This window comes from Massilia sp. Se16.2.3 (genome assembly GCF_014171595.1).
In the GTDB taxonomy this organism is placed as follows: Bacteria; Pseudomonadota; Gammaproteobacteria; order Burkholderiales; family Burkholderiaceae_D; genus Telluria.
This window is the reverse complement of sequence record NZ_CP050451.1, coordinates 59,007-80,750: the sequence shown is the minus strand read 5'-3', so window position 1 is coordinate 80,750 and position 21,744 is coordinate 59,007. Positions and strand designations below refer to the sequence as shown.

The window sequence follows — 21,744 nt, the reverse complement described above, 5'->3', positions numbered from 1 at the left end:
ACTTCGCACGCATGAATCTACATATCAAGAACGGGCGACTGGTCGACCCGGCCAATAACGTCGACACGGTCACGGACCTGTTCATCGCGGACGGCAAGGTCGCGGGCGTCGGCAATGCGCCCGCCGGCTTCATGGCCGAACACATTCTCGATGCCACCGGCCTGGTGGTCGCACCGGGCCTGGTCGACCTGTCGGCCCGCCTGCGCGAGCCCGGCTACGAATACAAGGCCACGCTGGAGTCCGAAATGCAGGCGGCGATCCAGGGCGGCGTGACCACGCTGGTCTGCCCGCCCGACACCGACCCGGTGCTGGACGAACCCGGCCTGGTCGAGATGCTCAAGCACCGCGCGCGTACCCTGAACCTGGTCAACGTGCACCCGCTGGGCGCCCTGACGATGGGCCTGAAGGGCGAAGCGCTGACCGAGATGGCGGAACTGACGGAGGCCGGCTGCATCGGCTTTGCCCAGGCCGAAGTGCCGATTTTCGATACCAACGTGCTGCTGCGCGCGCTGCAGTATGCGAAGACCTTCGGCTACACCGTCTGGCTGCGCCCGCAGGACCCGCACATCGGCCGCGGCGGTGTGGCCCACAGTGGGCCGCTGGCCTCGCGCATGGGCCTGTCCGGCGTGCCGGTCATGGCCGAGACCATCGCCCTGCACACGATCTTCGAGCTGGTGCGTTCGACCGGCGCGCGCGTCCACCTGTGCCGCCTGTCGTCCGCCGCCGGGCTGGACCTGGTGCGCGCGGCCAAGAAGGAAGGCTTGCCCGTCACCTGCGACGTCGGCGTGCACCACCTGCACATGACCGACGCCGACATCGGCTTCTTCGACTCCAATGCGCGTTTGAGCCCGCCGCTGCGCGCCCAGCGCGACCGCGACGCCCTCCGCGCCGGCATCGCCGACGGCACCGTTGACGCGGTCTGCTCCGACCACACCCCGGTCGACGACGACGAGAAGCTGCTGCCCTTTGGCGAAGCCTCGCCCGGCGCCACTGGCCTCGAGCTGCTGCTGGCGCTGATGCTGAAGTGGGCCGACGAGTGGGGGCATGAACAGCGCGGTGCCGATGCGCTGCCGCGCGCGCTGGCGAAGGTGACGAGCGACGCCGCCCGCATCGCCGGCCTGGCCGCCGGCCAGCTGGCCGTGGGCGCGGCCGCCGACCTCGTGCTGTTCGACCCGGCCAGGCGCTGGGTCGTGAACGGCGCGGCGCTGGCCAGCCAGGGCAAACACACGCCTTTCCCCGGGTTACGAGCTCACCGGCCAGGTGATGGCCACCGTCGTCGGCGGGCGCCTCGCCTGGCAGCGCGCGGCCTAGCGTCCAACGAGCCTGGCTCACCCGGCTGCGCCGACGCGCGGCTGGGTGTGCCATGATTGTCTTCTTTATGATCCGTCTTCGTCTTGCCTGGCGCCTCGTGCGCGTGATCGTTCACCTGCTCGTGGGCCTGCTGACCTGCGCCCCGGTCTTTCCCCGGGCGCGGCGGCGCCTGCGCGAAGCGGCCACGCGGCGCTGGTCGCGCCGCCTGCTCGGCATCTGCGGCGTGCGCGTCGAGGCTTTCGGCGCGGCGGCGCTCGAGCACGCGCTGTTCGTCGCCAACCACATCTCCCGGCTCGACATCTTCGTCATCAATTCGGTCTATCCCTGCCGCTTCGTCGCCAAGGCCGAGATCCGTGCCTGGCCGGTGCTGGGCTGGCTAGCCGACGCCGCCGGCACGGTGTTCCTCGCGCGCGGCAACCGGCGCGAACTGCGCCACATCTTCAAGGGGCTGGTGGCGGTGCTGGAGCAGGGCGAGCGCGTGGCCTTCTTCCCGGAAGGGACGGTGGGCACCCGGGGCGAAGTGCTGCCTTTCCACGCCAACCTGTTCGAGGCGGCGGTCGACGCGCAAGTAGCGGTGCAGCCCTGCGCGCTGGCCTACCTCGACGCGCACGGCAGCTGGCATCGCGGCGTCGACTATGCCGGCGAGGTAACCTTCGTGCAGAGCATCATGTCCATCCTCGGCGGGCCGCCCGTGCACGCGCGCCTGTCCTGCCTGGTGCCAATCGCGGGTGCGGGGGCCCACCGGCGCGAACTGGCCCAGGCGGCCCATGAGGCGATTGCGCGGGCGCTGGTGGAGCCACCACGCCTCCTTCACGCCGCATCGCCCACAGCGCCGCTGTAACGGCCCCGGGGCGCCTGGTCAGGGAGCCTTGCCGGCATGAGGGCGATATTCCGGGCAGTCGACCTGGAGCAGCTTGCGGTCGTCCAGGCAGACCGCGGTCAGCTTGCCGCCCCAGACGCAACCACTGTCCAGGCCGACCAGGTTTGGGCGCAGGATCAGGCCCAGGGCCGACCAGTGGCCAAACACCACCGTGACGTCGGTCGTGCGCCGGCCCGGCAGGTCGAACCAGGGCAGCAGGCCTGATCCGATCGGGCCGCTCTCGCTTTCCTTGTGTGCAAAATCCATCGTACCGTCGGGCAGGCACAGGCGCATGCGCGTCAGGGCGTTGACGATACAGCGCAGGCGTTCGATGCCCTGCAGCGCGTCGTCCCAGCGGTCGGGCAGGTTGCCGTACATCTGCGCGAGGAAGTCGATCCAGTCCTCGCTCCTGAGCATGTCCTCGACCTCGCCGGCCAGTGCCATCGTCTGCGCCGCGTTCCACTGCGGCGGCACCCCGGCATGCACGCACAGGTGGGCATCGACGAACATCGCCAGCGGGCGCTGGCGCAGCCAGGCGATCAGTTCGTCGCGGTCAGGGGCGGCCAGGATCTCGTCGAGCGTATCGGACTTGCTGGCACGCTGGGCACCGACGGCCACCGCCAGCAGGTGCAGATCGTGATTGCCCAGCAGCGCCTCGACGCGCCCGCAGCTCGATTCCGACAGCGCCTTCATGCGGCGCAGCGCCATCAGCGATTCCGGACCGCGATTGATCAAATCGCCGACGAACAGGATGCGGGCGTCGCCGCCGGCGTCTTCGCCGATCTTGTCGAGCAGGGCCTGGGCCTCGTGGGCGCAACCCTGCAGGTCGCCTATGACATAGGTTTTCATGGTGAGTCCGTGATTCCAGAGTGCCGCGGTCGCGGGAGGCGCAGGCGCGGCTTTTACCTTTGGGGGCATACTAAATGATTTTCTCCCGGGGTGGTGACCCGGGGAGGGGGCCCCCAGCGCCGCTGCGCCACCACCGCGGCGGCAATCCATGGTCGCTCGATTATCCCGGCCGTAGCCGATTGCAGCGTATTGGCGTAATTGGCGACCACCGGCGGAGGCGCGCAATTGTCCGGTTATCCACTGGAGACATCGCGTCGGCGGCGGCCAGTCCTGCTCCTTCCTGTCCCGGGCGCTTATCCTGGCCTGATTCGGAACACCCGCCATTTAATCCTGCCGGTCCCGGACAAGCGCCGCGCGAATTCACCAGGCCTTGCCCACGCGCCGCCGACATAAACACCATGGACGCTGGCTAGCCCATAAGGCAATGCCGGGCGCGGCGTTCAATGCAATGCCCTCGCACGGCAAGAGGCGGTAACCCAGCCGTGGAGGTTTTCGCTTCGTGCTACCCCGGGTAATCGCAGCGGGCAGCACGATGCGAGCGATTCGGGGTGGGCTCGATGCCGGCTTGCGCAAACAACATCGGATTATGCGGTCCTCCTATTTTATTTCCTTGGCAACAGTGTTCTTTATATTGACCAGCACCGTTTCGAAGGGCGGCGCAAATCGCGCCATCAATTAACGCATGCCGGCACGAGAAAGTGAGCCCGCGCGCCATTGGTTGCATTGCCGGCGGTCGATTCGGCTTCTGCCGGGAGCGCTTCGCCCCGCCCGGGAAGTTTTTCGCAACCATTCCAGTCGCACGCGATCTTGCGCAACTGCCGCGACGGTACACACGATAAACTGGCGTGCCGGGCTGAGAACGCTTATCCGGTTAGAATGGATTATTCTTTTTGCAAGCGCGATGATCGCGATACGTTCGCCGGGCCGCACCTATGTCCGGCGTTCGCCTGTTGAGTCCCGAACCGCAGGGTTTGCATGTTCTCATTTCTCGTGAGTTTCATTTGTTCGGCCATGCTGACCCTGCTCGTCATCAAGCAGGCGAAACTGCATGGGCCTGCGCTCGACTCCGATTTCGACGCTGTGCAGCGCGCCCATTCGCACCTGGTAGCGCGTATCGGCGGCCTGCCGATCTACCTTGCGGTGGTGCTGACGGCGGCGATCTCGATCTGGCGCGAGCCCGCCCTGATGCAACTGCTGGCCGTGCTGCTGGTATGCGCCTTCGTCGCCTTCATTGGCGGCATCGCCGAAGACTATACGGGCACGGTCCGCCCTTCGCGGCGCCTGCTGCTGACCATGGCGGGAGCGCTGCTGGGATACCTGCTGCTCGACGCGAAGATCGCCCGTATCGACCTGCCGCTCGGGATTGCCGTGGTGGCGTCAAGCTGGATCGCCCTGCCGCTGACGGTATTGGCGGTGGCGGGCATTGCGAACGCCGTGAATATCATCGACGGCTTCAATGGACTGGCCAGCATGGTCACGATCTGCATGCTGCTGTCGCTGGCCTATGTGGCCTTGCAGGTCGATGACATGTTCGTCCTGATTACCGCCCTGATGGTGGCGGGCGCCACGGCCGGCTTCCTGATCTGGAATTACCCGGTGGGCCTGATATTCCTCGGCGACGGCGGTGCCTACTTTATCGGATTCATGCTGGGTGAGCTTGCCTTGCTGCTGGTAATGCGTAATCCGGAAGTCTCCACCTGGTATGCGCTACTGCTGCTGATTTATCCCGCCTTCGAGACGATCTTTTCCGCATATCGCCGTATGTTTGTACGCGGCAAATCCCCTGCGGTACCCGACGGCATTCACTTGCACAGCCTTATTTTTCGGCGTATCGTCCGATGGACTGTCGGTACAAAAGAAGCCCGTGCACTGCTGAAGCGAAATGCGCGTACCTCGCCGTATTTGTGGCTCTTTTCACTCATGGCAGTCGTGCCCGCTACAATGTTCTGGCAAAATACAGGCGTGTTGATGGTATTTTGTTTATTGTTCGTGATCAGCTATCTGTGGCTGTATGCACGCATCGTCCGATTCAAGTCGCCACGATGGCTGATTTGGCGCAAGAAAGACTGGCAATAAATTGTCAATGTAGTATATTGCGACATTTGGTGATAATCACTGATTTAATATGAGCGCCTAGCAAAATGTCATGGTGCTGCGGGGCGTCGCTCCCGCAGCAGGGCCGGGAAAAATGTCCCGTCAAGACAGGTTGGCCCAAGGCGAGACGATGCAATCAGCCATGGGATTTTGTTAGGCGCTCTAACCCAACATTCAAGGAACGATGATGGATCTGTCAAATATGTCGGTTGGCGATTTGCGCAACTTGCAAGAGCAAATCAAGCAGGAAATGAAAAATCGTGAGCAGCAGGAAGTGCAGCAGGCTCGCGAACAGATCCTGGCGATCGCCCAAAAAGTGGGTATGCCGCTGAAAGACCTGCTCAGCACGCCAGCGCGCGGTTCGAAGACCGGCACGGTGGCGGTGCGTTATCGTCATCCGGACAATTCGTCGCAGCAGTGGACTGGCCGTGGTCGTCAGCCGAAGTGGGTCAAGGAGTGGGTCGAGGGCGGCAAGTCCCTGGACAAGCTCCGCGTTTGATCGGATCTCGATAAACCGACTGCGCGTCGAATTTTCGGCCTGAGACGCTGTGGACCGGCTGTACAGCCGTACAGCTGCGCTTCTCGGCCGAAACTTCTTCCGCTCGCTACGGTTTCCCGAGATCCTTGCGCTGACGGCTTTCCGCTTCAGAACCCCTGAAAGCCCTGAAGCCAGGCGTAATAAAGTAATCGATCACCTCACCGGCGTTCGCCGGTGGCTCTGGCAGCTCAGCCGTTTCGCGCTTGGCGGCGCTTGCCGTTACAATATCCCCGTTTTGTCATTCTTCTCATATTGTGGTGCCTGCCACGCTCCTGTTTCGCAGGCGGCTGGGCATGGTGGTGTCCGACTCTTCAAGGTGGAACATGGTTGCTCTCTCCAAAACGATTTTCAAAGCTTATGACATTCGCGGTGTGATCGACAGCACGCTCGACGCGGGCGTGGCGCGCCAGATCGGCCAGGCCTTCGGCATGGCCGCGCTGGCCAAGGGAGAGCGCAAGGTCGTCATCGGCCGCGATGGCCGCTTGTCGGGGCCGGCGTTGAGCGCCGCCCTGGCCGAAGGCCTGCAGGCCGCCGGCGTCGACGTCGTCGACCTCGGCATGGTCGCCACCCCGATGGTCTACTTCGCCACCAACGTACTCGATGGCACGCGCTCGGGCATCATGGTCACCGGCAGCCACAATCCTCCCGACTACAACGGCTTCAAGATGGTACTGGCGGGCGAGGCGATCTACGGCGATGCCATCACCGGCCTGTACGACAGCATCGTGGCCCACGACGGCAGCAGCGCGGCCCAGCAGGGCGGCTACAGCACCCACGACATCCGCGCGGCCTACCTCGAACGCATCATCGGCGACGTCAAGGTGGCGCGTCCGATCAAGATCGCGGTCGATTGCGGCAACGGCGTAGCCGGTGCCTTCGCGGGCGACCTGTACCGCGGCATGGGTTGCGAAGTCGTCGAGCTGTTCTGTGAAGTCGACGGCCACTTCCCGAACCACCACCCGGACCCGGCCCACCCGGAAAACCTGCAGGACCTGATCCGCGCGCTGCAGAGCACCGATGCCGAGATCGGCCTGGCCTTCGATGGCGACGGCGACCGCCTCGGCATTGTCACCAAGGATGGCCACATTATCTATCCGGACCGCCAGATGATGTTGTTCGCGGCCGATGTCCTCGAGCGCAACCCGGGCGCCGAGATCCTCTACGACGTCAAGTGCACGCGCCACCTCGGCCCGTGGATCGAACAGCACGGGGGACGCGCCCTGATGTACAAGACCGGCCACTCGCTGGTGAAAGCCAAGCTGCGTGAAACCGGTGCCCCGCTGGGCGGCGAAATGAGCGGCCACATCTTCTTCAAGGACCGCTGGTACGGCTTCGACGACGGCCTGTACGCGGGCGCGCGCATGCTCGAGCTGCTGACCCGCCACGACGATCCATCCGCCGTGCTGAAGGCGCTGCCGATGGCGATCAGCACGCCGGAACTGCACCTGCACCTGAACGAGGGCGAGAACTTTGCCCTGATCGACAAGCTGCGCACCGACGCTACCTTCCCGAGCTCGGAAAAAATCAACGACATCGACGGCCTGCGCGTCGAGTACCCGGACGGCTTCGGCCTCGCGCGCTCGTCGAACACGACGCCGGTGGTGGTACTGCGTTTCGAAGGCGAGACGCCGGAAGCGCTGGCCCGCATCCAGGACGAATTCCGCAGCGTCATCCTGGCGGCAAAGGCGGATGCGAAACTGCCGTTTTGATGCAAGCCCGTGAAGCGAGCCTGATGTGAAAATCCTGCTGGTGCGGGTGTCGTCCCTGGGCGATGTCCTGCACAACCTGCCGATGGTGGCCGATCTCCTGCGCCACCATCCGAACGCCACCATCGACTGGGTGGTGGAAGAGGGCTACGTCAGCCTGGTGCGCCTGAACCCGCACGTCCGCAAGATCATTCCGTTCGCGCTTCGGCGCTGGCGCAAGGGCCTGGGCAAGCCGGTCAACCGCGCCGAGATCCGTGCCTTCTTCCGCACCCTGCGCGAAGAAGAATATGACGTCGTGTTCGACACCCAGGGCCTGCTCAAGACCGGCATCATCATGGGCGCCGCCCGCGTCAAGCGCGGCGGGCGCAAGGTGGGCCTGGCCAACGGCAGCGAAGGCTCGGGCTACGAAGGCGTCTCGCGCTTCTTCCATACACAGAGCATTCCGCTCGACCCGCGCACCCATGCGGTGGCGCGCGGGCGCCTGGTAGCGGGCGCCGCCCTCGGTTATGCGGTCGATACGCAGCCCGACTTCGGCCTGCCGCCGCCGAACGCAGCCGAGCGCCCCGACTGGCTGCCGGCTGCCGACTACGCCGTCTTCTTCCACGGTACCGCGCGCGACGCCAAGAAGTGGGCTGCGGCCAACTGGATCGCCCTCGGCCAGGCCCCGGCGCCGATGACGGTGCTGCTGCCCGGGGCTCGGAAGGCGAAAAGCGCGAGGCCGAGCTGCTGGCCGCTTCGCTGCCGAACGCGCGCGTGTTGCCGAAGCTGTCGATGATGGACGCGGTGCAGCTGGCGCGCTACGCCGGTCTCGCGGTCGGCGTCGACACGGGCCTGACCCATATCGCCGCGGCCTTCTATCGGCCGACGGTCGAGATCTATGCCGATTCGCCCAAGTGGAAGACCGAGGGCAACTGGTCACCGCGCATCGTCAACCTGGGCGACAAGGGCACGCCACCCGCCACGGGCGAGGTGATCGCCGCCGCGCATCGCCTGCTGGGCGCGCCATGAACCGCACGCTGTACTCCTTCCTGTGGTGGCTGGCGCTGCCACTGGTGCTGGGCCGCCTGTGGTGGCGCGGACGGGAGGAGCCGGGCTACCGCGCGCAGGTCGGCGAACGCCTCGGCTTCTACGGTGCGCGCCCGGCACCGCGCATGACCTTCATGGTGCATGCCGTCTCGGTGGGCGAGACCCGCGCCGCCGAACCGCTGGTCGAGGCGCTTCTGGCGCGCTGGCCGGACTGCCGCGTGCTGCTCACCCACATGACGCCGACCGGCCGCGCCACCGGCCGCGCGCTGTTCGCCCGCCACGGCGAGCGCGTGATCCAGTCCTACCTGCCCTACGACACCGGCTTCATGGTGCGCCGCTTCCTGCGCCATTTCGCGCCGCGCATCTGCATCCTGATGGAGACGGAAGTCTGGCCAAACCTGATCGACAGCTGCGCAAAGGCGCGCGTACCGGTAGCCCCGGTCAATGCACGCCTGTCGGAGCGTTCGCTGCGCCGCGGCCAGCGCTTCGGCACCCTCATGGGCGAAGCCGCGCGTGCGATCACGACGGTGGCCGCCCAGACCGGACAGGACGCCGCGCGCATCCGCTCACTGGGCGCGCCGCGCGTGGCGGTCACGGGCAGCATCAAGTTCGACGTGGTGCCGCCTGAGGCGGTTCCGGAGAAGGGCGCCTGGCTGCGCGCGCGCTTCCCGCAGCGCCCGGTCCTGCTGTGCGCCAGCACGCGCGATGGCGAGGAGGCGCTGATTCTCGACGCCTATGCGCGCATGCACGAGCGCCCGAAGGGCATGCTGCTGGTGCTGGTGCCGCGCCACCCGCAGCGTTTCGACGAAGTCGCGGAGCTGGTGCGTGCACGCGGCTTGCGCCTGCAGCGCCGTTCGCAGCTGAGCGAGGCGATGCCGGGTGTCCTTGTGGAGGCCGATGTCCTGCTGGGCGACTCGATGGGCGAGATGTTCGCCTATTACGCCGCTTGCGACTGCGCCTTCATCGGCGGCAGCCTGCTGCCCCTGGGTGGCCAGAACCTGATCGAGGCCTGCGCCCTCGGCAAGCCGGTGCTGGTGGGCGAACACACGTTCAACTTCCTCGACGCAACCGAGGAAGCGGTGGCATCCGGCGGCGCCGTGCGCGTGGCCGATGCCGGGGACTTGCTGGACCGGGCCGTCGCCCTGTTGGGCAATACCGACGAGCGCGCGGCGATGGGTGCCCAGGCGGCCGCGTTCGCTGCCCGCCATCGTGGTGCGACCCTGCGCACTGTTGAACTCTTGCAACAGGAAATCGTATAAGTTTTGTTACCATTGCTTTTTGAGCTCGGTACAAGAAGGGGATGAGCATGTCATCAAATCACCCAGGACCGGCCAACAGCACGCCCGTGATGCCAGTCACGATGCAGAAGTCCGCCGAGGGAGCGGACGAAGGTTTCTTCGGTGCTGTTGGAGAGACACCGGTATTGCCATCCAGCCTGGCCAGCGCCGGCCTTGGTGCACTACATTTTTTCGTTCGCTACTCGCTGCGCGAGTACATCGGTTTCATGTGGCAGCACGGCGGTTTCCTGATCCGCCGCCGCCGCATCCGCTGGCCCGCCAGCCTCTACCTGCGCATCAAGACCACGCTGAGCGCCGCCTTCCATTTCGTGATGCTCGGGCGCGGGCGCCGCACCTATGAATTCACGATCGACGAGCACGGCATCGTGCGCACCAGCGGCGGCGTCACCCTGATCAACTGGGAAGACGTGATGGCCGTGCGCACCTATTCGCGCGGCTTCATGATGGTGCTCAAACGCGGTACGCTGCCGATCCCGTTCCGCTGCCTCGACGACGCCCAGCGTGGCGTGATGCGCGTGCTGGCCGACGCCCGGCGCGATCACGCGCTGGGGTAAGTCAATCTCCGGTGGTACTGCGCGCTGACCGTCAGATCACGCGCCGTACCGCGTGGGCTCGAGAGCCCACCCTACGAGTCGCGATTGGGTAGGGTGGGCTCTTGAGCCCACGCGGTCGTACAGCGGCGTCATGCATCTTGTCCATGGACTGGCTGCCAAGGCACCAGTCACGCCGACACCTCCCTCAATCCCCAAACAGCACCGGCATCTCGTGCGAGCGCCTTCTCAGCTCCAGCCGCGCGCTGACCGTCAGATCACGCGCCGTACCGCGTGGGCTCGAGAGCCCACCCTACGAGTCGCGATTGGGTAGGGTGGGCTCTTGAGCCCACGCGGTCGTACAGCGGCGTCATGCATCTTGTCCATGGACTGGCTGCCAAGGCACCAGTCACGCCGACAACTCCCTCAATCCCCGAACAGCACCGGCATCTCGTGCGAGCGCCTTCTCAGCTCCAGTCGCGCGCTGACCGTCAGATCACGCGCCGTACCGCGTGGGCTCGAGAGCCCACCCTACGAGTCGCGATTGGGTAGGGTGGGCTCTTGAGCCCACGCGGTCGTACAGCGGCGTCATGCATCTTGTCCATGGACTGGCTGCCAAGGCACCAGTCGCGCCGACAACTCCCTCAATCCCCAAACAGCACCGGCATCTCGTGCGAGCGCCTTCTCAGCTCCAGCCGCGCGCCATCGTAGTCCGTGAACACCTCGCCCACCACCGCCCAGAAGGCCGGGCTGTGGTTCATCTCGCGCAGGTGCGCCAGTTCGTGCACCACGACGTAGTCGATCAGCGCCGGCGCGTAGTGGATCAGGCGCCAGTTCAGGCGGATGTTGCCCGCCACCGTGCAGGAACCCCAGCGCGTGCCGGCCGAGGACAGCGTCAGCGAGCGGTAATGCACGCCCAACTGCGGTGCGAACAGTGCCAGGCGCTCGGTGAACAGGCGCTTGGCCTCGGCCTGGAACCACAGCTTGACGCGTTCCTTCAGCTGCGCTTCCGACAGGTTTGCCGTCACGCCCACCCGCAGTTCGCGTGTCTCGGGATCGAATACGCAGTGGCTGCGCGCGGCCGGTTGCAGGCGCAGCACGATCTCGCCGCCCGGGTAGGGCAGGCGCGCGCCGTCTTCCCGTGTCACCGGTGCGCGCTCGTCGCGTTTCGCGCGGCGCTCGCCGCGTTCGTGCAGCTTGGTCAGGATCCAGCGCTGCTTGGCGCGGATCGCATTGTCGATGTCGGGCAGGGTGGCGCGGCGCGGCGCCGTCACGTGCAGGCCGTCGTCGTCGATCATGAAGCCGATCGAGCGGCGCGCCGAGCGTTTCAGTTCGTAGTCGACCGCGTAGTGGCCGAGCACGATGCGGCGCAGGGGCGGATCGTCGGGCGTGCGTGGCGGGGAGGGCAGGGTGATGCGGGGAGGCGCGGGCGGCGCCTTGAACAGGGGTTGCGGTGGCGGCGGAGCCGGTTTTGCGGCCGGCGCCCGCGGCGCCGAATCATCCTGCGAAAAGAAATCCAGCTGGGGCCCGTCGATCTTTGGGGAAGTCATGTCTTGCTGCGGTGGAGGTGCTTTGATCAGGGCGCCAACTTCGTTCAGCCACCGGTGTAGACGTGGGGCGAAATGACGCGCATTTCTGATTCTATCCAATTTTCGACCTCTTGCATCAGACTGTCGGGAGTGTGGTTGTGCGGCGATATCGGTTTGCCAATCGAAATCGTCACCAGGCCTGGCCGCTTGATGAAGGAATTCTTCGGCCAGCATTCACCTGAATTATGCGCGATCGGGACGACCACGGCTTGGGTTTCGACAGCCAGGCGTGCCCCACCACTCTTGTACTTTCCCTTTTTTCCAACAGGGATGCGCGTCCCCTCGGGGAACATGATGATCCACTGGCCATCGGCCAGGCGCCGCTTGCCGTGGCGGACCACGTGGCCGAACGCGTTCTTGCCTTCCTTGCGGTCGATCGGGATCATGCGCAGGAGCGCCATCGCCCAGCCGAAGAAGGGGATATACAGGATTTCCTTCTTGAATACGAAGACCAGGGGACGGGTCAGGTTCGGCAAGAGGAAGATCGTCTCGAAGGCCGACTGGTGTTTCGAGAGCACGATCGCCGGCGCGTCCGGCAGGTTCTCGTAGCCCTTGAACTGGTAGCGGATGCCGCAAATGACCCTGGCACACCAGATGATGAACACGTTCCAGCGCGAGGTCACCCAGAAACGCTTGTTGTAGGGCAGGGGCGCGACCAGGAAGCAGACGCAGGCCCACACCACGGTGGCGAGCACCATCACGATGGAAAACAGCAGGGAACGCAGGAAGGGGACGACGGTACGCAAGAACGATTCTCTCTTTCGACTTCAGTTGGACTGGGAACGGGGCGCTGCCTTGAGCAGCGCGGTGACCATGGCGGCCAGGTCGGGAAATACCTGGGTGCCGGGCGGCAGGCCGCCGGTCTGGTGGGTCTTTTCGCCCTTGCCGGTCAGGACCAGGTAGGGCAGGCAGCCTTTGACGAAGCCGGCCTGCAGGTCGCGCAGCGAGTCGCCCACGGTCGGCACGCCTTTCAGGCTGACCTTGAAGCGCTTGCTGATCTCCTCGAACATGCCGGGCTTGGGCTTCCTGCAGTCGCAGTTGTCGGCGGCCGCATGCGGGCAGAAGAACACCGCGTCGATGTCCGCGCCCACCTGCTGCGCCAGGTTGTGCATCTTCTGGTGGATCGCGTTCAGCGTCGTCATGTCGAACAGTTCGCGCGCGATGCCCGACTGGTTCGAGGCGATGATGACGCGGTAGCCGGCCTGGTTCAGGCGCGCGATCGCCTCCAGCGAGCCGGGGATCGGAATCCATTCGGCCGGACTCTTGATGAAGTCCGGCGAATCTTGGTTGATGACCCCGTCGCGGTCGAGGATGATCAGCTTCATTGACTGCCTTTACGCCGCCAGCTTCGAGATGTCGGCGACGCGGTTCATCATGCCGTGCAGCGAAGAGAGCAGGGCCAGGCGGTTGTTGCGCAGCGCCTCGTCCTCGGCCATCACCATCACGTCGTTGAAGAAGGCGTCGACGTCGTCGCGCAGCTGCGCCAGCGTTTTCAGGGTGCCGGCGAAATCGCCGCCGCCGAAGGCCGCATCGACTTCCGGACGCACGCGCTCGATGCTGGCGGCCAGCTTGCGCTCGGCTTCTTCCTGCAGCAGGGCGTTCGATACCTGGCCGATGGCCGCGTCGGTCTTCTTGAGAATGTTGGTGATGCGCTTGTTGGCCGCGGCCAGCGACACGCTTTCCGGCAGCGCGGCAAAGGCCTGCACGGCTTCCAGGCGGGCGACAACGTCGTCGACGCGGTCCGGGTTCTGGGCCAGCACCGCTTCCACTTCGTTCGGCGTGAAGCCGCGCTCGCGCAGCATGCCGCGCAAGCGATCGAGCATGAAGGCCTGCACTTCCTCGCGCGGATCCTTGAAGGCCGCCTGGCCGGCGAACACGCCCGCCGCATCGGCCAGCAGTTCGGAGATCGCCAGCGGCAGGCGCTTCTCGACCAGCATGCGCATCACGCCCAGGGCGTGGCGGCGCAGGGCGAACGGATCCTTCTCGCCGGTCGGCTGCAGGCCGATGGCCCAGATGCCGACCAGGGTTTCCAGCTTGTCGGCCAGCGCGACCACGAGGCCGGTATTCGTCGAGGGCAGCTTGTCGCCGGCAAAGCGCGGCTGGTAGTGCTCGGAGGCGGCCAGCGCCACTTCCTCGTTCTCGCCGTCGTTGCGGGCGTAATAGGTGCCCATGATGCCTTGCAGCTCGGGGAACTCCCCGACCATGTCGGTCAGCAGGTCGGCCTTGGCCAGGCGCGCGCCGCGTTCGGCCAGTTGCACGTCGTAGCCGAGGCGCCTGGCGATCGCGCCGCTGAGCGCCGTGACGCGTTCGGTGCGTTCGGCCTGGGTGCCCAGCTTGTTGTGGTAGACCACGTTGGCGAGCTGCGGCAGGCGCGACTCCAGCGTCTTCTTCTTGTCCTGCTCGAAGAAGAACTTTGCATCCGACAGGCGCGGGCGCACGACGCGCTCGTTGCCGCCGACGATATGCTGCGGGTCCTCGGTTGCGATGTTCGAGACGATCAGGAAGCGCGAGCGCAGGCGGCCATGCGCATCCGTCAGCGCGAAGTACTTCTGGTTCGTCTGCATGGTCAAAATCAGGCATTCCTGCGGCACATCGAGGAAAGTCTCCTCGAAACGGCATTCGTACACGACCGGCCACTCGACCAGCGCCGCCACTTCTTCCAGCAGCGATTCCGGCATCAGCACCTGGTCGCCGCCCGCCTTTTCCAGCAGCTGGCGGCGGATGCTTTCCTTGCGCGCCTCGGCACCGGCGAGGACCTTGCCTTCGTTCTCGAGGATCGCTGCGTAGTTGTCCGCATGGGTGATCGCCACCGGCTGGCCGTGCGACAGGAAACGGTGGCCCATCGTGTGGCGGCCGGCTTCCAGGCCGAGCAGCGACAGCGGCAGCACCTGTTCGCCGAACAGGGCGAGCAACAGGTGCACCGGGCGCACGAACTGCACGGTCGCGCCGCTTGGCCTCTGGTAGCTCATCACCTTCGGGATCGGCAGCTTGGCGACCGTATCAAGCAGGACTTCCTGCAGGCCGCCGGACAGGGCGCTGCCCGGCGCCGTGTGGCTGTAGAAGAAGCTCTCGGCCTTGCCGTCCTGGGCGCGCTCGAGATCGGAGATCTTCAGGTCGGGGAAGCCCAGTGCGGCCAGCTTCTTGGCCAGCGGCGCACTCGGGTTGCCGTCCTTGTCCAGGGCCACCGACACCGGCAGCACCTTTTCGCGGATACGTTTGTCGGGCGAAGTGGCGCGCACGCTGGTGATCGACACGGCCAGGCGGCGCGGGGTGGCATACGGGGTGACGACGCTGCCGTCGTCCAGGAAGCCGCGCGCTTTCAAGCCGTTGGCGATGCCGTTGGCGAAAGCCGCGCCCAGCTTGACGAGTGCTTTGGGCGGCAGTTCTTCGGTCTGCAGTTCGACGAGGAGTGTTTGATTCATGTGTGTTCTTGTCTGATCCGGAAAGGCGCTTAGGCGGCGGACAGGGCAACTTCGGCTGCCTGCGGAGCCATGGGGAAGCCGAGCTTCTCGCGCGAGTCGTAATAGGCCTGGGCCACCAGGCGCGACAGCGTGCGCACGCGGCCGATGTAGGCGGCGCGTTCGGTTACCGAGATGGCGCCACGCGCATCGAGCATGTTGAAGCTGTGCGAGGCCTTCATGATCTGCTCGTAGGCCGGCAGGGTCAGTTCCAGCTCGATCAGGCGTTTCGCTTCCGATTCGTGATTCGCAAAGGCCTGGAACAGCAGGTCGGTATTGGCGTGTTCGAAGTTGTAGGTCGACTGCTCGACTTCGTTCTGGTGGAAGACGTCTCCGTAGGACAGCTTCTTGGTGGTACCGTTTTCTTCCCACTCGGTCCAGACCAGGTCGTAGACGTTTTCCACGCCCTGCAGGTACATCGCCAGGCGCTCGATGCCGTAGGTGATCTCGCCCAGCACCGGCTTGCAGTCGAGGCCGCCGACTTGCTGGAAATAGGTGAACTGGGTCACTTCCATGCCGTTCAGCCAGACTTCCCAACCGAGGCCCCAGGCGCCCAGGGTCGGGCTTTCCCAGTCGTCCTCGACGAAGCGCACGTCGTTCTTTTTGAGGTCCAGGCCCAGCGCTTCGAGCGAACCGAGGTAGAGGTCGAGAATGTTTTCCGGCGCCGGCTTCAGCACGACCTGGTACTGGTAATAGTGCTGCAGGCGGTTCGGGTTTTCGCCGTAGCGGCCATCCTTCGGACGGCGCGAAGGCTGCACATAGGCGGCGCGCCAGGGTTCCGGTCCGATCGCGCGCAGGAAGGTGCCGGTGTGGAAAGTGCCGGCGCCAACTTCCATGTCATACGGCTGGAGCAGGGCGCAACCTTGTTTATCCCAATAGGACTGCAAGGTGAGAATGATTTGTTGGAATGTGAGCATCGGCTATGGGCGCACGCATGGCGGCGCGAACATTGTAGGTTTGCAGGTTTGTCAATAAGGACAATTCTAGCGGGTTTTACCCGGCATCTGGGACCGGATTCAACCCATCTTGCCGACATTGGCCTTTTTCAGGCGGTATTTGCGGCCCGAAAACCAGGCAGCCGCCAGCGCCAGCGCGCCCAGCAAAAGGAACAGGGCGTTGCCGAAGCGGATGTAGGGCGTCATGCCCGCGGTGCCGCGCACGGTCGCACTCAGCGTGCCTTTCGTGTAGAAGGGCAGCAGGTGGGTGACCTTGCCGCGATGGTCGATCACCGCGGTGGCGCCGTCGTTGGTCGCGCGCAGCATCGGCCGGCCCGTTTCCAGGGTGCGCATGCGCGAAATTTGCAGGTGCTGCGGTACCGCGCTCGACTGCCCGTACCAGGACAGGTTCGACACGTTCAGCAGCATCGTCGCCGGTTGCGGGGCGGTGCGCAGCTGGTAGGCGATCTCTTCGCCAAACACGTCTTCATAGCAAATGTTCGGCAACACCCACTGATCCTTCACCTTGAACGGCGCCTGCAGCGGCTTGCCGCGGGTGGCGTCGCTCAGCGGAATGTTCAGCATGTCGGTGAACCAGCGGAATCCCGGCGGAATGAATTCGCCGAAGGGCACCAGGTGCGCCTTGTCGTAACGGTAAGGCTGGGGCTGCGGCGACACCGCGACCACGCTGTTGGCGTACTGTGTGGGGCCGTCGAGCAAGGGCATGCCGAGTGCCAGCGTGCTGCCGTTTACACTGGCAAAGCGCTGCAGGCTCTCGAGATAACCCGGCGGCAGCATGTGGGCGAACACGGGAATGGCCGTTTCCGGCGTGGCGATCAGGTCGGCCGGGGCCGCCGTGATCATGCCGCGATACTGGTCCAGGATGCTCTCGAGGAAGGCGTAGTCGAATTTGCGGTCTTGCGGGATAGCGCCCTGCAACAGGCGTACCGTCAGCGGCGCACCCGTCACATGGGTCCACTCGACGCTACGCAGGCTCATGCCGACCAGCAGCAACACGGCGAACAGGTCGAGCGTCAGCAGGCGCTTGCGCTGGGTGAGCTTGACCAGGCAGCCTGCGCAAAGCGCGACAATGACACCGATGCCATAGACGCCGACGAGCGGCGCGTAGCCGGCCAGCGGAGAACGATCGTGCGCGTAGCCGGAAGCGGCCCAGGGGAAACCGGTAAACACCCAGCCGCGCATCCATTCGGAGACGCCCCAGGTGACGGGCAAGACCAGCAACACGAAAGCGCCGAGCGGCAGCGACCAGCGCCGCCGCAGCCAGCTCGCCACGCCGGTGGCAAAGGCGCCGAACAGGCCCATGTACAGGCCCAGGATGACGACCCCGATCACGCCAAGGATGGCCGGCAGGTGGGCGAAGCGGGTCATGAAGATGAACAGCCACCACATCGCGCCGACCGACCAGCCGAAGCCGAAGGCCCAGCCAAGCAGGGTGGCGCGCTTGACCGAGCTGCCAAGGCCGACCTGGTAGAACAGGTAAGCGAGCAGGAGGAACTGCAGCGGCCACCAGCCGAAAGGCTCGAAGGAAAACAGGGAGGCGCCGCCGGCGAGGGCGACAGTCACCAGCGCGGCGGCGGAAGGGGCGGGTGCCGCGCGCGGCCGCAGCCGCAGCCAGGTCAGCCGGCGCGGCGGGAGTCGAACGGCGACGCAACATCACTCGTCGTCGTCGCGATTGGTCGCGGAATGTGGCAGCTTTTCTACCAGCAGCACGTGGATCTGGCGCGCATCGGCGCGCAGCACCTCGAAGCGCAGATTGCCCAGCGTAAATTCCTCGCCCTTGTGGGGCATGCGGCCGAGGTGGCCGGCGACGAAGCCGCCGATGGTGTCGGCGTCGTCGGCCGGCAGGTCGACGCCGATTTCCTCGTTGAACTGGTCGATCTCGGTCAGGGCTTTCACGCGCCAGCGGGGCCCCAGCTGGCCTTCCTTGACCGACAACACGTTATCTTCTTCCTCGTCGAAGTCGTACTCGTCCTCGATGTCGCCGACGATCTGTTCCAGCACGTCTTCGATGGTGATCAGGCCGGCGACGCCGCTGTATTCGTCGACGACGATGGCCATGTGGTTGTGGTTGGCGCGGAAATCGCGCAGCAGTACGTTCAGGCGTTTCGATTCGGGAATGAAGATCGCCGGGCGCAGCATGGCGCGCACGTCGAAGGTTTTTTCCGTGTAATAGCGCAGCAAATCCTTGGCCAGCAGAATGCCGACGACCTTGTCGCGCTCGCCTTCGATGGCGGGGAAGCGCGAGTGCTGGGTTTGCAGCACGATCGGCAGCCATTCCTCGATCGGATCGGTAATGTCGACCACGTCCATCTGGGACCGGGGCACCATGATGTCGCGCGCGGACAGGTCGGAGACCTGGAACACACCTTCGATCATCGACAGGGCGTCGGCGTCGATCAGGTTGCGCTCGTGTGCTTCATGCAGCACTTCAAGCAACTCGGTGCGGTTTTCTGGCTCAGGGGAAATGAGTGCGGTCAGTCTTTCGAAAAGCGACCGGTGGGGTTTGGCGTCCGATCGGACGTCACTGGGATACTCGGGCATAGTTGGCGTGAAGCCGTTGTTGCGATTGGCATAGGATACACCAAAAGCGCCCCGGCCTGAGTGGCAGGCAGGCGTGCGCGCTCGGCCTCAGCGTGCCGCAGCGCCTTCGCATATGATATGACAATTGGTCAAATGCAAAGGAAACGCCCCATGCCCGCCCTTACCATTAACGGCACTGCCACCACCCTCGACGTGCCCGACGACATGCCCTTGTTGTGGGTGCTGCGTGACGTCGCGGGCTTGACCGGTACCAAGTTCGGCTGCGGCCAGGCCCTGTGCGGCGCCTGCACCGTGCACCTCGACGGCCAGGCTATCCGCTCCTGCGTCACCCCGGTGTCGGCGGCGGCGGGCAAGAAGATCGTGACGATCGAGGCGATCGGCAATGATCCTGTCGGTGCCAAGGTGCAAGATGCCTGGCGCCAGATCGACGTGGTGCAGTGCGGTTATTGCCAGTCGGGCCAGATCATGTCGGCCACGGCCCTGCTGCAGACGACGCCGAAGCCGAGCGACGCCGATATCGACAATGCCATGTCGGGCAACATCTGCCGCTGCGGTACCTATGGACGGATCCGCCAGGCGATCAAGATCGCCGCCGCCAAATAAGGAGCGCACATGAGCCAGGACAAAGACCTGCAGGTGTCGAACGCGCGCCGCCGTTTCATGCAGCTCGGCGCCACCGCCGGCGGGGGATTGCTGTTCGGTTTCTCGCTGTTCGGTTGCCAGAAGGAGAATGATCGGAAGGAGGCGCCGCCGGAGAAGGCGGTCGGCCAGGCTAGCACGGCCCATTCGGAAACGCAGCCCGGGCTGGCGCGCGACGCCTTCATCCGCATCGACCGCATGGGCATCGTCACCCTGATCGTCCACAAGGTCGAGATGGGGCAGGGCACCTTCACGGCGATGCCGATGCTGCTCGCGGAAGAGCTGGGTGCCGATCTGTCGAAGGTCAAACTCGAACAGGCACCGGCGAACAACGAGCTCTATGCCGATCCGCTGCTGGGCGGCCAGGTAACGGGCGGTTCGACCTCGGTGCGCGGTGCCTGGAAGCCGCTGCGCGAAGCAGGTGCCATGGTGCGCAGCGTGCTGATTGCCGCTGCCTCCAAGCAATGGAACGTCGGTACGGACGAGTTGCAGGTGGTGGCGGGAAATGTCAGGCACCAGGCGTCCGGCCGTTCGGCCCATTTCGGCGAGCTGGTCGATGCTGCCTCGAAAATGGACCTGCCGAAAAACGTCAAGTTGAAGGATCCCGAGCAGTTTGTGCTGATCGGCAAGAACATGCGCCGCCTTGATTCCCCGGCCAAGGTGAATGGCACGGCCCAGTTCGGTATCGATGCGCGCCTGCCCAATATGGGCATCGCCGCGGTGGCGGCCTCGCCCGTGATGGGTGGCAAGCTCGTCGGCGTGGACGAGCAGAAAGCCATGGCGGTGAAGGGCGTGCGCCAGGTGCTGCGCCTGGAGGGGGCGGTGGCCGTCGTCGCCGATCACTTCTGGGCCGCGAAGCAGGGCCTGCTTGCCGCCGCGCCGCGCTGGGACGATGGTGCCAACGGCAAGGTGAACCTGAAGGGCATCGTCGCCGACATGATGAAGGTGTCGCAGGGCGGCGGCGCCGTTGCCGCGGACAAGGGCAATGCCATCGACGCCCTGGCGCGCGACGGCGGCCGCAAGATCGAGGCCGTCTATGAGATGCCCTTCCTGGCCCACGCGACCATGGAACCGATGAATTGCACGGTGGACTTGCGCGCAGACGGTTGCGACCTGTGGGTCGGCACCCAGGTGCCGGCGCTGGCCCAGGGCGCCGCCGCCAAGGTGGCAGGGCTGCCTGTCGAGAAAGTGGCTGTACACAACCACTATATTGGTGGCGGCTTCGGCCGGCGCCTGGAAGTCGATTACGTCATCCAGGCCGTCGCCTTCGCCAAGCTGATGAAAGGGCCCGTGAAATTCATCTGGACCCGCGAAGAAGATATCCAGCACGACATGTTCCGCCCGTATTACGTGGACCGGCTGGCCGCGCGCCTGGACGACAAGGGTAAACCGGCCGCCTGGTTCCACCGTGTCACCGGTTCGTCGATCATGTCGCGCTTTGCGCCGCCGGCCATGAAGAACGGGGTCGATCCGGATGCGGTGGAGGGTGCTGCCGACCTGCAGTACACGATTCCCGACATGCGTGTGGAATACGTGCGTCACGAACCGCCGGGTGTGCCAACGGCGTTCTGGCGCGGCGTGGGCCCGACCCATAACGTGTTCGTGGTCGAGAGTTTCATCGACGAGCTGGCGCATGCGGCCAAGCAGGATCCGGTGGCGTTTCGCCGCGGACTACTCGATAAATCGCCGCGCACCCTGGCCGTGCTCAATTTGGCGGCGCAAAAGGCGGGCTGGGGCAAGCCGCTGGCGCCGATTGCCGGCCGCAAGGTCGGACGCGGCGTGTCGACCCAGTTTGCTTTCGGCAGCTATATGGCGCAGGTGGCCGAGGTGTCGGTGGGGCCGGATGGCGACGTACGCGTGCACCGTGTGGTCTGTGCGGTCGACTGCGGGCAGGCGGTCAATCCCGACACCATCGTCGCGCAGATGGAGGGCGGCATCGTGTTCGGGGCGACGGCAGCGCTGTGGAACGAGATCACGCTGGATCGTGGCCGCGTGCAGCAAACCAATTTCGGCGACTACCGCATGATGCGCATTAACGAGGCGCCGAAGGTGGAAGTCCACATCGTCAACAGCCGGGATGAACCGGGCGGTATCGGTGAGCCGGGCACGGCGGGAATTGCACCGGCGCTGACGAACGCCGTATTCGCGGCCACGGGCAAGCGGATTCGCAAGTTGCCGATCGGGGAGCAGTTGGGACGGGCGTGAAGGGAGAGCTCCGCCTTGGGCATTTGTGGCTCATCGCTTGATGGTGTCTGGTACCAAGCGATGAGACCGCGTGGGCACAAGTGCCCACCCTACAGGTTGCGGCTTTTCGTAGGGTGGGCACTCCGTGCCCATGCGGTCTCATAGC

General features: G+C 65.2%; 17 protein-coding genes and 2 pseudogenes. 11 read left to right on the top strand and 8 right to left on the bottom strand.

From position 1 onward, the window contains the following. Positions 1–11 precede the first annotated feature (11 nt). Together G4G31_RS00370 and G4G31_RS00365 are read left to right on the top strand one after the other, a co-directional pair. Positions 12–1,311, top strand: a pseudogene (locus G4G31_RS00370) (dihydroorotase). A 52-nt stretch (positions 1,312–1,363) separates the two neighbouring features. Then, positions 1,364–2,152 carry a 1-acyl-sn-glycerol-3-phosphate acyltransferase gene (locus G4G31_RS00365; RefSeq protein WP_229425244.1) on the top strand — a complete coding sequence of 263 codons (789 nt, stop codon included), beginning with the start codon at positions 1,364–1,366 and terminating at the stop codon, positions 2,150–2,152. An 18-nt stretch (positions 2,153–2,170) separates the two neighbouring features. Here the strand turns inward: G4G31_RS00365 and G4G31_RS00360 are convergent, their stop codons facing one another. Next, positions 2,171–3,019 (bottom strand): symmetrical bis(5'-nucleosyl)-tetraphosphatase, encoded by an 849-nt coding sequence (locus G4G31_RS00360; RefSeq protein ID WP_182989827.1) that lies wholly within the window; start codon positions 3,017–3,019, stop codon positions 2,171–2,173. Between the two features lie 975 nt (positions 3,020–3,994). Here G4G31_RS00360 and G4G31_RS00355 point away from each other — a divergent pair. From G4G31_RS00355 to G4G31_RS00325, 7 genes and pseudogenes are all read left to right on the top strand, one after another. Continuing rightward, the gene (locus G4G31_RS00355; RefSeq protein WP_182989826.1) at positions 3,995–5,095 is read left to right on the top strand and encodes a glycosyltransferase; all 1,101 of its coding nucleotides are present in this window, start codon (positions 3,995–3,997) and stop codon (positions 5,093–5,095) included. Between the two features lie 205 nt (positions 5,096–5,300). After that, positions 5,301–5,612, top strand: a complete 312-nt coding sequence (locus G4G31_RS00350) for an H-NS family nucleoid-associated regulatory protein (protein WP_182989825.1) — start codon at positions 5,301–5,303, stop codon at positions 5,610–5,612. 49 nt (positions 5,613–5,661) lie between these two features. Further along, positions 5,662–6,012, top strand: coding sequence for a hypothetical protein (locus G4G31_RS00345; protein ID WP_182989824.1), 351 nt, complete (start codon positions 5,662–5,664; stop codon positions 6,010–6,012). After that, positions 5,975–7,360 (top strand): phosphomannomutase/phosphoglucomutase, encoded by a 1,386-nt coding sequence (locus G4G31_RS00340; RefSeq protein WP_182989823.1) that lies wholly within the window; start codon positions 5,975–5,977, stop codon positions 7,358–7,360. Before G4G31_RS00345 ends, G4G31_RS00340 begins: the two co-directional genes overlap by 38 nt. Before the next feature lie 82 nt (positions 7,361–7,442). Then, positions 7,443–8,365: pseudogene (waaC, locus tag G4G31_RS00335) on the top strand (lipopolysaccharide heptosyltransferase I). Beyond that, positions 8,362–9,642 carry a lipid IV(A) 3-deoxy-D-manno-octulosonic acid transferase gene (gene waaA, locus G4G31_RS00330; RefSeq protein WP_182989822.1) on the top strand — a complete coding sequence of 427 codons (1,281 nt, stop codon included), beginning with the start codon at positions 8,362–8,364 and terminating at the stop codon, positions 9,640–9,642. The pseudogene waaC and the gene waaA overlap by 4 nt, the downstream one beginning before the upstream one ends. 47 nt (positions 9,643–9,689) lie before the next feature. Next, positions 9,690–10,235 carry a YcxB family protein gene (locus tag G4G31_RS00325; RefSeq protein WP_229425243.1) on the top strand — a complete coding sequence of 182 codons (546 nt, stop codon included), beginning with the start codon at positions 9,690–9,692 and terminating at the stop codon, positions 10,233–10,235. A gap of 620 nt (positions 10,236–10,855) precedes the next feature. Here the strand turns inward: G4G31_RS00325 and G4G31_RS00320 are convergent. The 7 genes from G4G31_RS00320 to G4G31_RS00290 form a co-directional block, all read right to left on the bottom strand. After that, positions 10,856–11,761, bottom strand: coding sequence for a M48 family metallopeptidase (locus G4G31_RS00320; RefSeq protein WP_182989820.1), 906 nt, complete (start codon positions 11,759–11,761; stop codon positions 10,856–10,858). Between the two features lie 44 nt (positions 11,762–11,805). Continuing rightward, on the bottom strand, positions 11,806–12,498 hold the full coding sequence (locus tag G4G31_RS00315; RefSeq protein ID WP_182991623.1) for a 1-acyl-sn-glycerol-3-phosphate acyltransferase: 693 nt from the start codon (positions 12,496–12,498) through the stop codon (positions 11,806–11,808). Between the two features lie 69 nt (positions 12,499–12,567). Beyond that, the gene (gene gmhB, locus G4G31_RS00310) at positions 12,568–13,125 is read right to left on the bottom strand and encodes a D-glycero-beta-D-manno-heptose 1,7-bisphosphate 7-phosphatase (RefSeq protein ID WP_182989819.1); all 558 of its coding nucleotides are present in this window, start codon (positions 13,123–13,125) and stop codon (positions 12,568–12,570) included. A gap of 9 nt (positions 13,126–13,134) precedes the next feature. Continuing rightward, a complete protein-coding gene (gene glyS, locus G4G31_RS00305; protein ID WP_182989818.1) occupies positions 13,135–15,222 on the bottom strand; it encodes a glycine--tRNA ligase subunit beta in 2,088 nt (695 codons plus the stop codon). A 29-nt stretch (positions 15,223–15,251) separates the two neighbouring features. After that, positions 15,252–16,175: a glycine--tRNA ligase subunit alpha gene (gene glyQ / locus G4G31_RS00300; protein WP_182989817.1), complete on the bottom strand. Its 924-nt coding sequence runs from the start codon at positions 16,173–16,175 to the stop codon at positions 15,252–15,254. Between the two features lie 99 nt (positions 16,176–16,274). Next, complete coding sequence (gene lnt / locus G4G31_RS00295) at positions 16,275–17,777, bottom strand: apolipoprotein N-acyltransferase (protein ID WP_229425242.1); 1,503 nt, start codon at positions 17,775–17,777, stop codon at positions 16,275–16,277. Between the two features lie 90 nt (positions 17,778–17,867). Continuing rightward, positions 17,868–18,755 (bottom strand): HlyC/CorC family transporter, encoded by an 888-nt coding sequence (locus tag G4G31_RS00290; RefSeq protein ID WP_182989816.1) that lies wholly within the window; start codon positions 18,753–18,755, stop codon positions 17,868–17,870. A 150-nt stretch (positions 18,756–18,905) separates the two neighbouring features. Here G4G31_RS00290 and G4G31_RS00285 point away from each other — a divergent pair, with 150 nt between their 5' ends. Next, complete coding sequence (locus G4G31_RS00285; protein WP_182989815.1) at positions 18,906–19,358, top strand: (2Fe-2S)-binding protein; 453 nt, start codon at positions 18,906–18,908, stop codon at positions 19,356–19,358. A gap of 9 nt (positions 19,359–19,367) precedes the next feature. Continuing rightward, positions 19,368–21,599 carry a xanthine dehydrogenase family protein molybdopterin-binding subunit gene (locus G4G31_RS00280; RefSeq protein ID WP_182989814.1) on the top strand — a complete coding sequence of 744 codons (2,232 nt, stop codon included), beginning with the start codon at positions 19,368–19,370 and terminating at the stop codon, positions 21,597–21,599. Positions 21,600–21,744: the final 145 nt, after the last annotated feature.